The organism is Legionella sp. W10-070, assembly GCF_900640175.1.
Lineage (GTDB): Bacteria > Pseudomonadota > Gammaproteobacteria > Legionellales > Legionellaceae > Tatlockia.
Genome location: NZ_CAAAJC010000040.1, coordinates 1 through 10,092, shown reverse-complemented (window position 1 = coordinate 10,092; position 10,092 = coordinate 1). Strand labels below are relative to the sequence as shown.

Genomic DNA, 10,092 nt, shown 5'->3' with positions numbered 1-10,092 from the left:
ATCAAATCAATGTGGTTGGGATTTCAAGCTCTAGGAATTGCTGCAGAAATGTTCAAAAATGTTTTGTCAATAAAAACTTAGGGCCAATTGGAAGCATAAAGCGCGGAACGTAGGCTCTGGCTCCAATTGTCAACAAACCCTAATTATTGTTCTATATCATAAATAAAAGAAATAATAAATTAGACAACAATTGCTTAATCTGATTAATCTTAAACGCCTGGCAAGATTATTTTTGAGTTAAAAATCAACAAAAAAAAATTGGTTATGATAAAATAGGGATTTGATCTTAAGAATGAAAAAAATGTCTAGTGTTAGTTCAATTGAGATGCCATTTGCATTTGAGGAATTTCTTTCCATGACTGATGCCGGTTACCGTCATCAATTGGCTCAAATAGCTTTATTTGATAAGAAAACTATTTTTTGGGATGAGGAGAGGAAAAAAAAATTTGCCGCTATTTTTTATCACCTTCGCGGCCACTTTATCAATTTTATGTGGTATCTGGCTAATTTTTCACCTGATCCCTATACAAAAAAAATAGTCATGGAAAATATTCATGAGGAGTTAGGTACCGAGTCTCGCTTTTCCCATGAAATGTTATATGAACGTTTCGCTAATGAGTGTGGCGTAGATATTAAGGATGAAATAGTCAATGAAACCAACTACTTACCATTCGCAAGGCAGTTTAATAAAGAGCATCTTCGCTGGCTGACTGAACATGATGCGGATGAAAGGCTTTCTGCTTTTGCTGCCTACGAGCGACTGGATAATATTGACTACCCCTACTTACTGGAATTTGCTGAATCGCTTAGCCTTTCACCATCAGCAACCGCTTTTTTTAGAGTTCATGTACATGTCGAGCATTTTGAATCGACTGTAGAGAAACTTGTTCCAATCTGGCATGAGTCCGAGGAAAAGGTGAAAAAATCATTCGCTTTCATTTACAATCATCAAATTAATATGTGGCGCCAATTATCAGATATCACCTTTTCATCCGATTAAGTGTCATCTGCAAAATGGCTTGCCTTAATCAATTTTGGGGAACTTTAAAATGAAATGTGCATACTGATTTAGTTTTCCCTCACACAAAATATCCCCCCCTGCTGCAATCATTAATGATTTGCAATAAGACAAGCCAATACCAGCCCCCCCCTTTCTGTCAGAATAGAAATTATCGAATATCTTTTCTGGATGCTTAATCCCTTTTGCAGTATCCTTGAAATGTAGATAATTAAAATCCTCTTTCTCTTCACCTGGAGCCACCCAAATAGAGATCTCACCTTTTCCTGCTTCTTCGATATATTCCAGGCTGTTTTTTAGCAGATTCCATATTAAATTTTTAAAGGCAACCTCACCTATCCATATAGAAAAATCGGTTGCTAGACTGGCACGAATTGAGTCTTTCTGTTTCTCTTTTAAGGGGTATTCCTCCAGGGTTTTTTCCAATAAAGTCTTAATAGAGAAAATAGAAAAATTTGTGGTATCAAACTTGTCTCGTTGAATATTATTCAGCTGCATGTTGATTAGCTGATTACCTATTTCAATACCTCGGGTTATTTTACTAAGGCTCTCTTTTAAATGTTTTCTCACTTCAGGGTTATTAAGCTTTTCTACAAGCATCTCCTGCAGCTCTGCTTGTAAATGAATGCTGGCAAGCGGAGTCCGTAAATCATGGGCAATACTCCCTGCAAGCAGACGCATACCAGAAATTTTACCCGCTTGCGCTAACTCTCTGTCCCTTGCAAACAAAGCTCCAATTATAATAGCCGCAGTAAAGGTAATCATCAGGCTATAAAGGGAAATATTCCCTGGCATATAATGCACAGAGTTTCCTGCTATATAAAAATAACTGATAAACGCTAAACCGACTCCTAAAAATAAAAGAATCAGTGCGTCTAAAACACTGGTTACCAATAGAAGAAAAAAAATAGCAGAAACACAGTTCATCAGCCAAAGCGTCGCACCGTGATTAAGCAATGTTAAATAGGTAAAGAAAAACGGCAAGCAAAACAAGAGAGTTGCGTACCAAAACAAAGGAAGGATTCTAAGCAAAGAGGTTGACCAAAATTGGTGTGAAGCTAATATCACACAAAGTGTCGTTGCCATCATGCGTAAAATAAATTCTTCATTTAGCTGGAATATTTCAAATTTCCACAATACGCCAAAAAGCGGAAAATTGACCATCATCACAATTGCAAATAAAGTAATCTGATGACTTGCTTCTTCAGTTTGCTTCGCTAAATGCAGATAAATTAAAAAAAGAGTCTTCTTTAATGTGAGAGCCCTCATGCCGGGTTTATTTCTCCATACAAAAAACCAGTATACTACATTGGAATCTACATTTAGCCTAGTTGGCTTTGCTCTGGAGGCCGACGATAGGTCAGCACAAGAGCTGATATTCAGCAGTTTAGTGATTGAAATAAATAGCTGGGATTGTATGACATATATCTACAGAATCCAATACATTATCATTTTTCTTCTCTGTAAATGGCCAGATCCAGAACCAGATTAAAATCATAGTATTTTACATCATTTAATATTAAATTTTTGTGTAAGCCACTATCATTCTGAGTGTAACAACAATTTCCCGCCAAACTCTACTTGATCTGCCAATTAAAAATAGGTTAATATGAGCAATTGTTGTTTAAAAAAAGAACATGTTGGAGTGCTCTACTAAGATGAAAGAGCAGTTCTTATTATAGTATAACGAGGATGTTTATGTCTCTGAATGAGATAACAACGACTATATCAAATGCGCCTGCCCAGATTTCAAAATGGCAGAAACAAGATACAATATGGATGCTAAGCCTTTATGGTACAGCAATTGGAGCAGGCACTCTTTTTCTTCCAATTAATGCAGGACTCAGTGGAATTTGGCCATTAATTATTATGACTATCCTGGCCTTTCCGATGACCTATTTCTCACATCAAGCCCTGTGTCGTTTTGTACTTTCCGGCTCCTCTGCAAAAGATGATATCACAGCGGTGGTTGATGAACATTTTGGTAAGTTTGCAGGCAAAATATTAACCTTTTTGTATTTTTTCGCAATTTACCCAATTTTACTGATGTATAGCGTAGCTATTACAAATACCACAGAAAGCTTTATTGTCCATCAAATGGGGTTGCAAGCTCCGCCACGAACAATTCTTGCGGCTATACTCATTTTTGCCTTAATGGCAGTCGTGCGTTTTGGCCAGGAAATGATTGTCAAATCCATGAGTGTACTGGTATATCCCTTTGTTAGCATTTTAATCATATTGTCTCTTTATTTGGTGCCCCATTGGAGTAATGCCATTTTTCAAACGGGCAATATTTATAATAACGAAACACATAACCTATTAAAGACCTTATGGCTTATTATTCCTGTGATGGTTTTTTCTTTTAATCATTCACCAATCATTTCTTCCTTTGCTGTCGATCAAAAGCAGCGATACGGGATAGATGCTGATAGAAAAAGTTCATGGATTCTGAAATACAGTCACATTATGATGGTAACTACCGTGATGTTTTTCGTCTTTAGCTGTGTTTTGAGCCTCTCACCTCATGACCTTGAACTGGCAAAACAGCAAAACATTTCGATTTTATCTTATTTAGCCAATCATTTTCATACCCCCATTATGGCATATATAGCCCCCTTGATTGCATTCATCGCAATCGCCAAATCGTTCCTGGGCCATTATCTGGGTGCAAGTGAAGGCTTACATGGCTTGATTGTTAAATTAACCAGGTACCCTCATCATCTAAATAGCCAAAAACTGCGTTACCTTATCGAAGGATTTATGATTATCACCTGCTGGGCGGTAGCCACTTTGAATCCCAGTATTTTAGGTATGATCGAAACCCTAGGTGGGCCTGTTATCGCAATAATCCTGTTTTTAATGCCAATGTATGCGATCGCCAAAGTACCTGTTATGAAAAAATATCAGCAGCCACTCAGTAACTTTTTTATCAGCCTGGTCGGCTTTATTGCCATTTCAGCAATACTTTATGGCCTTTTTAATTAACCTGTTGACAATAGTTCACAAGCTTCTGGACAAGACATTGGACTTGTCCAAACTCCACTGCTTTACTTAATTTAATAATTCAACAACCCTTCAAATACCGAGTATCATCAATTATTTGAGCTTGCAATCACCTGTCCATTTTATAAAACATCCCTGGGTTCTGTGCCCTTATCTTTTATCGAAGCGAAAATTGAGGTAATTTAGCGTTGCTTGAATGAAGAGAATAGTCAGCCTTGTTTGATGAATTCAAGCGGCATTAAGATGATGAAATAAAAAATTAATGTTCTTCAACATTTATTTACACTATAGTTCCAGTGGTAACCACATCATTTAAAGGATTAAATAATGTTCACAAATTTAAGCTTATTATCAGGGATTGGAATGATCCTCCTTTCCCTGCAAACAGTAGCCCAATCAGACATCTCAGCGGAATATTCTAAAGACGAATGGCTAAAGAAATTGAAATCCGTTGCACCGGAGGTAATTTGCAAAGGTTTTTTTGAAGAAGAATCGCTAAAAAAGAGGCTCCAGGAGCTTAAAATTGATAACAATAAATGCATAGCGCTCATTCCTGCAAGCTTTGATAAGTGCAAAGATCAACATTATGCCAACCTGCCAGCCAAAATTGACAGACAGAGCGCCTCTAAATGGGGACATACTCTTGGGGAATGCATCGGCACTGATTTTGCCATCAAATACCTGATTCCTGATTCAGCGTCAGGTACCCCCGCTAGTACTGGCCTCAGCCACGCTAAGGAGAACATGGCAAAAGATCAGTGGCTGACACAGCTTGAAACGCTTGCTCCAAGCATGATATGCCAGGGCTTTCTCGAAGAGGATTCTTTGAAAGAGAAATTTAAAGCACAAAATATCGATAATACAAAGTGCATGTTATTAATCCCTGCCAGCTTTTCAAAATGTAAATCCAAATACTACTCTAGTCTTCCTGCAATGATTAACACAGAAAGTGCATCTACCTGGGGTACCAAAATCGGTGAATGCGTCGGTGCTGATTTTGCCGAGAAGTATTTAACAGACTTAAAAAAATCTGATTAATAGAAGAGTAAAAATATGGCTGAACCACAAATAACAAACCATCTGATTCATGAAAAAAGCCCCTACCTACAACAACATGCCCACAATCCGGTGCAATGGCATCCCTGGGGGAAAATGGCATTAGAGAAGTCAAAGAAAGACAACAAGCCGATTTTGCTATCTATTGGTTATGCTGCCTGTCATTGGTGCCATGTCATGGCACATGAATCCTTTGAAGACGAAGAAACGGCTATATTAATGAATAAGCTATTCATTAATATTAAAGTCGACAAAGAAGAGCGTCCTGATTTAGACAAAATTTATCAGACAGCCCATCATCTGCTAAATCGGCAAAGTGGTGGTTGGCCACTGACTATTTTTCTAACCCCAGATCTCACTCCTTTTTTTAGTGGTACTTACTTCCCGCCTGAAGACCGATACCAATTGCCTGGATTTAAGAAAATATTAAAGCTGATTGCCGAGTTTTATCATCACCATCCAAGGGAGATTAAACAACAATCAATTGAAATAAAACGAATTTTACAACAGCAAAATCAATTAACTACAGCCATCACTGGACAATCGATAGAGAATGCCCTGATTGCATTAGAACGCCAACATGATAAAAAATATGGAGGTTTTCAGGGCGCACCTAAATTTCCACAAGCCAGTAAATTAGAATTCCTACTAAAGAATGCCACCTCCCTGGCATTATCAACGTTGAAACATATGGCTAAAGGAGGCATATATGATCAACTGATGGGTGGCTTTTATCGCTATTCTGTAGATGAAAAATGGAATATTCCTCATTTTGAAAAGATGCTGTATGACAATGGGCAGTTATTAACGCTTTATGCTCTTGCCTATCAACAATCTCCCGAGCCTCTGTTTAAGAAAATTACCACCGAAACCGCAAATTGGGTAACAGAACAAATGCAGTCCTCTGAGGGAGGTTATTATTCGAGTCTGGATGCAGACTCAGAAGGAGAAGAAGGGAAATTTTATCGCTGGCTGAAATCAGAAGTTCGCTCACTGTTAACTCCCGAAGAATATGCGGTTATTCACTCTTATTTTGGATTAGATGAACCACCAAATTTTGAGCATCATTGGCATTTATATGTGGCTGAATCATTACAACTAATCAGTCAAAAATTAAATATTTCACTTGATAAAACCCAGCAACTGGTTCTTTCTTCCAAAAAGAAACTTCTTGCTGCACGTAATCAAAGATTACAACCTTATCGGGATGAAAAAATCTTAACCTCCTGGAATGCGCTGATGATTAAAGGCATGTTACTGGCAGGAAACAGTTTAAACGAGAAGCGTTTTCTTAGTTCAGGACAACAAGCAATCCTGTTTATAAAGCAAAAACTTTGGAATGGACAACATTTATTTGCCAGCTATAAAGATGGTCAGGCCTATCTTTTAGCCTACTTAGACGACTATGCTTTCCTCCTTGATGCAATCATTACTTCTCTTGAAATAACCTGGGATAGTGAGCTTTTAGCGTTTGCCGTCAAACTTGCTGACACAGTACTCAATGAATTTCCTGATAATAGGTCGGGGGGATTCTTCTTTACAGCCAAGGACCATGAAAAATTATTATATCGCCCCAAACTTATGATAGATGAGGCAATTCCTGCCGGAAATGGCGTCATTGTCCGGGTCTTTCTGACCTTAAGTTATTTATTAGGGGACACACGCTACCTGGAAGCGGCAGAAAAGACCCTGCAAGTAGCCTCGTCTCATTTAATTCATTATCCAGAAGAACATTGCTCTTTATTATCAGGGCTGAACTATTATTTAAGACCCCCACCATTCATTATCATTCGAGGTAATCGAGAGAAGATTAAAACCTGGCAGGAAAATATAAAAACCATTAATAACCATACTTTTACTATTCCAAATGATATAACTGACTTACCTGATTTATTAGCCAGAAAAACAGATAAGGGCGACTGTTACGCCTACCTTTGTCAAGGATTACAATGTAGCGAAATAATAAAAGACATTGACAAACTCAAGTCTGTAAAATAGCCAGGCGAACATTAAGCAATCACAGAAAAGCCCAATAACACGCCATGCTGAACTGGAATATTTGAAATATGTGCATTGTCTGTCAGCCAGCCCTGGCGAAACCTGGGGGTGCCACCGAATACACCTTGGTACAATAAATTTAAACTGGTAATTTCAGTTAATGGGTAACCAAATCCAGCCTGCACTTCTCCAGCCAACTCCGTTTTATTACTTATCAAAACAGTATCCATTTGCCATTGACGGTAGGCAATTCCACCTTTAAATTGAGTGTACAACAAGCTTTCATTGATAGGCGCTGTGTTTGCGGTAACTAAAAAATCCAGCATGGGTTTAACAGTGGTTCGTACAACACCTCCTAAAGTACCCAGGGTACCAAACGGAAGTGCAAGACGCATATGATTACCATTCTGAACGCCTACTTCCAAACCAATAGCGGTTTGACTGGTAGAAAGTAATTCCGCAGAAACAGCCAGTCGACCTAATGCTGTCTTGCCATCATCACTATACACCTGTTGATATTGGCCATACCCCAAACTTGCAATAATAGACCATCGATTTCCCTGGTTTTCCTCGAATGATATCGCTGGCAGGTATGTACCGGCCAAGGCATTAAATGATAGAACACATGCCAATATACTCATTCGCGCTCTAAATGCCATATTCTTATTCCTTAAGGTAAAATACCCGAATTTATTATACCAATAACGCCCCTTATACGATACTTGTGAAATTTTTTCTACTGGAGCATTCGATAGTTGCAAAAATATTGCATTAATCCTCTTTATAAGTACTGGCTCGTTACAATCCCATATTTCTATTTACATCCATCATATACCATCAGCATGATTTGGCCTGACTTAAATTAACAGGTAACCTTGATCTTGTCAGCAAGAAAGGCGATGATTTTTTATTTAAGTTAGAGGAGTTGGCGTGCAACACGAAACAATGGAATATGATGTGGTCATTGTCGGGGCAGGACCTGCTGGATTATCTGCGGCCATAAAACTGAAACAACTAGCACTACAGGAAAATAAAGAGATAAGCATTTGTATTCTTGAAAAAGGAGCCCAAGTGGGAGCCCACATTCTTTCAGGCGCCGTTCTTGAGCCTAGAAGCTTAAAGGAGTTATTACCTGATAACTGGCAGGAGGCTCCTTTAGATACAGTCGTAACAGAAGATGCTTTTTATTTCCTCAGCAGTAAGCGTTCCTATCGCCTCCCTACCCCAAAACCCATGCAAAACCGAAACAATTATATCATCAGCTTAGGCGAGTTATGTCAATTTCTTGCCACTCAAGCAGAAAACCTGGGCTGTGAGATCTATCCGGGATTTGCAGCCAATGAAATTCTTTATAATACCCACGGCCAGGTCATCGGTGTTGCAACAGGCGATGTCGGCATTGATAAAGACGGCAATAAAACGGCCAATTATCAACCCGGGATGCATTTAAATGCCAGACAAACTCTTTTTGCCGAAGGATGCCGTGGACAACTAAGCCAAAAATTAATGCATCGTTTTCATCTCAGGGATAGTTGCCAACCACAAACTTATGGATTAGGGATTAAAGAAATATGGCAGGTACAGCCTGAAAAACACCAAGCTGGCAAGGTCATTCATACAGTAGGCTGGCCTCTGGATAATTCAACCTATGGTGGTTCATTTATCTACCATTTATCAAAAAACCGAGTGGCGATTGGTTTTGTTGTGGGGCTGGACTATAAAAACCCCTGGCTTAATCCCTTTGCCGAATTACAACGATTCAAAACCCATCCTTTTATCCGCTCCCTGTTGGCAGGCGCTGAACGTATCAGTTATGGTGCCCGAGCCTTAAATGAGGGTGGTTGGCAATCATTGCCGAAACTTACCTTTCCAGGGGGAGCTCTTATTGGTGATGCTGCTGGATTCCTTAACGTGCCTAAAATTAAAGGAATTCATACCTCAATGCAATCAGGAATGCTAGCCGCTACAGCTTGTTTTGAAGAATTAAAAACTGAAAAAAATGATAATCAAGAAGAACTTAAAGCCTATCCTGAAAAAATAAAGCAATCCTGGCTGGCTGAAGAATTATATCGGGTAAGAAACATTCGCCCTGGATTTCGTTACGGCTTATGGCTCGGCTTGGCAAATGCAGCATTTGAAACCTATATTACTCATGGAAAATTGCCATGGACAATGAAACATCATGCCGACCATTTAACGCTGATACCCGCAGAAAAGGCAAAAAAAATTGAATACCCGAAACCTGACGGCATTTTAACTTTTGACAGACTTTCTTCTGTCTATTTATCAAATACCTATCATGAGGAAAACCAGCCAAATCATTTAAAATTACGTAATCCGAAACTTGCCATAGAAATAAATTATCAAAAATATGCCTCACCTGAATCTCGTTACTGTCCTGCTGCAGTTTATGAAATAGTACAGGAAGAGACCGGTCCAAGACTGCAGATTAATGCACAAAACTGCATTCATTGTAAAACCTGTGATATTAAAGATCCCCAGCAGAACATTGATTGGCAAGCACCTGAAGGAGGAGGCGGACCTAATTATACCAGCATGTAATCATGCTGGCAGTTAATCTTCAAATAAAACCAAATTTAGTCTCCAGATTATGTGAAGATAACAATTAGCAGACCTGTACAAAAAGAAAATGATTGTTGTTATTTCATCAAGATAACGCTAGACTTGCCTACGAGTCCCGGTGGCACAGCTGGATAGCGCAGCCCCCTCCTAAGGGGCAGGTCGGAGGTTCGAATCCTCTCCGGGACGCCATTAAAATCAAACAGTTACGAGAAGTTGTTTTTAGGCTCCGTGAACGAAATTTCTAACACATCCATATCAGCGCTCCGGCAAAGTGAATAAACCCTAAAAATGCTGAAATGGTTTTATCGAAACGTGAAAAAACCCTGCGGAAATGCTTGGCTCTTCCCCAAATCCGGGGGCACTAATCAAGAACACAAAACTTTAACCCTTAACCTATAGTTTTCAAAATTTCTAAATCCGTAGGCACGACGCTG

Annotated in this window: 7 protein-coding genes, 1 tRNA gene and 1 pseudogene; 6 read left to right on the top strand and 3 right to left on the bottom strand. The window is 39.0% G+C overall.

Annotated features, from left to right (window positions below):
* Window positions 1-301: 301 nt before the first annotated feature.
* On the top strand, window positions 302-1,000 hold the full coding sequence (locus E1O65_RS11985; protein ID WP_133133831.1) for an iron-containing redox enzyme family protein: 699 nt from the start codon (window positions 302-304) through the stop codon (window positions 998-1,000).
* 24 nt (window positions 1,001-1,024) lie between these two features.
* Here the strand turns inward: E1O65_RS11985 and E1O65_RS11980 are convergent, their stop codons facing one another.
* The gene (locus E1O65_RS11980) at window positions 1,025-2,287 is read right to left on the bottom strand and encodes a HAMP domain-containing sensor histidine kinase (RefSeq protein ID WP_133133830.1); all 1,263 of its coding nucleotides are present in this window, start codon (window positions 2,285-2,287) and stop codon (window positions 1,025-1,027) included.
* Between the two features lie 429 nt (window positions 2,288-2,716).
* On the opposite strand from E1O65_RS11980, the gene E1O65_RS11975 reads away from it, so the two are divergent.
* From E1O65_RS11975 to E1O65_RS11965, 3 genes are all read left to right on the top strand, one after another.
* On the top strand, window positions 2,717-4,003 hold the full coding sequence (locus E1O65_RS11975; protein WP_133133829.1) for an HAAAP family serine/threonine permease: 1,287 nt from the start codon (window positions 2,717-2,719) through the stop codon (window positions 4,001-4,003).
* A 345-nt stretch (window positions 4,004-4,348) separates the two neighbouring features.
* Entirely contained in the window at window positions 4,349-5,059 is a 711-nt protein-coding gene (locus E1O65_RS11970) for a hypothetical protein (protein WP_133133828.1), read from the top strand.
* Window positions 5,060-5,074: 15 nt separating this feature from the next.
* A complete protein-coding gene (locus tag E1O65_RS11965; protein ID WP_133133827.1) occupies window positions 5,075-7,075 on the top strand; it encodes a thioredoxin domain-containing protein in 2,001 nt (666 codons plus the stop codon).
* 11 nt (window positions 7,076-7,086) lie between these two features.
* Here E1O65_RS11965 and E1O65_RS11960 read toward each other — a convergent pair whose 3' ends face one another.
* Window positions 7,087-7,734 carry a hypothetical protein gene (locus E1O65_RS11960; protein WP_242601603.1) on the bottom strand — a complete coding sequence of 216 codons (648 nt, stop codon included), beginning with the start codon at window positions 7,732-7,734 and terminating at the stop codon, window positions 7,087-7,089.
* Window positions 7,735-8,005: 271 nt separating this feature from the next.
* Here E1O65_RS11960 and E1O65_RS11955 point away from each other — a divergent pair, with 271 nt between their 5' ends.
* Both E1O65_RS11955 and E1O65_RS11950 read left to right on the top strand, forming a co-directional pair.
* Window positions 8,006-9,637: an electron transfer flavoprotein-ubiquinone oxidoreductase gene (locus E1O65_RS11955; RefSeq protein WP_133133826.1), complete on the top strand. Its 1,632-nt coding sequence runs from the start codon at window positions 8,006-8,008 to the stop codon at window positions 9,635-9,637.
* Window positions 9,638-9,770: 133 nt separating this feature from the next.
* Window positions 9,771-9,847 (top strand) — tRNA-Arg (locus E1O65_RS11950).
* A 52-nt stretch (window positions 9,848-9,899) separates the two neighbouring features.
* Here the strand turns inward: E1O65_RS11950 and E1O65_RS11945 are convergent.
* Window positions 9,900-10,007: pseudogene (locus tag E1O65_RS11945) on the bottom strand (IS5/IS1182 family transposase); the annotation flags it as partial.
* Window positions 10,008-10,092 lie beyond the last annotated feature (85 nt).

Bases quoted from the DNA above. Each gene is read 5' to 3' on its own strand.
- E1O65_RS11985 (WP_133133831.1), top strand. From the start codon at position 302: ATGTCTAGTGTTAGTTCAATTGAGATGCCATTTGCATTTGAGGAATTT.
- E1O65_RS11980 (WP_133133830.1), bottom strand. From the start codon at position 2,287: ATGAGGGCTCTCACATTAAAGAAGACTCTTTTTTTAATTTATCTGCAT.
- E1O65_RS11975 (WP_133133829.1), top strand. From the start codon at position 2,717: ATGTCTCTGAATGAGATAACAACGACTATATCAAATGCGCCTGCCCAG.
- E1O65_RS11970 (WP_133133828.1), top strand. From the start codon at position 4,349: ATGTTCACAAATTTAAGCTTATTATCAGGGATTGGAATGATCCTCCTT.
- E1O65_RS11965 (WP_133133827.1), top strand. From the start codon at position 5,075: ATGGCTGAACCACAAATAACAAACCATCTGATTCATGAAAAAAGCCCC.
- E1O65_RS11960 (WP_242601603.1), bottom strand. From the start codon at position 7,734: ATGGCATTTAGAGCGCGAATGAGTATATTGGCATGTGTTCTATCATTT.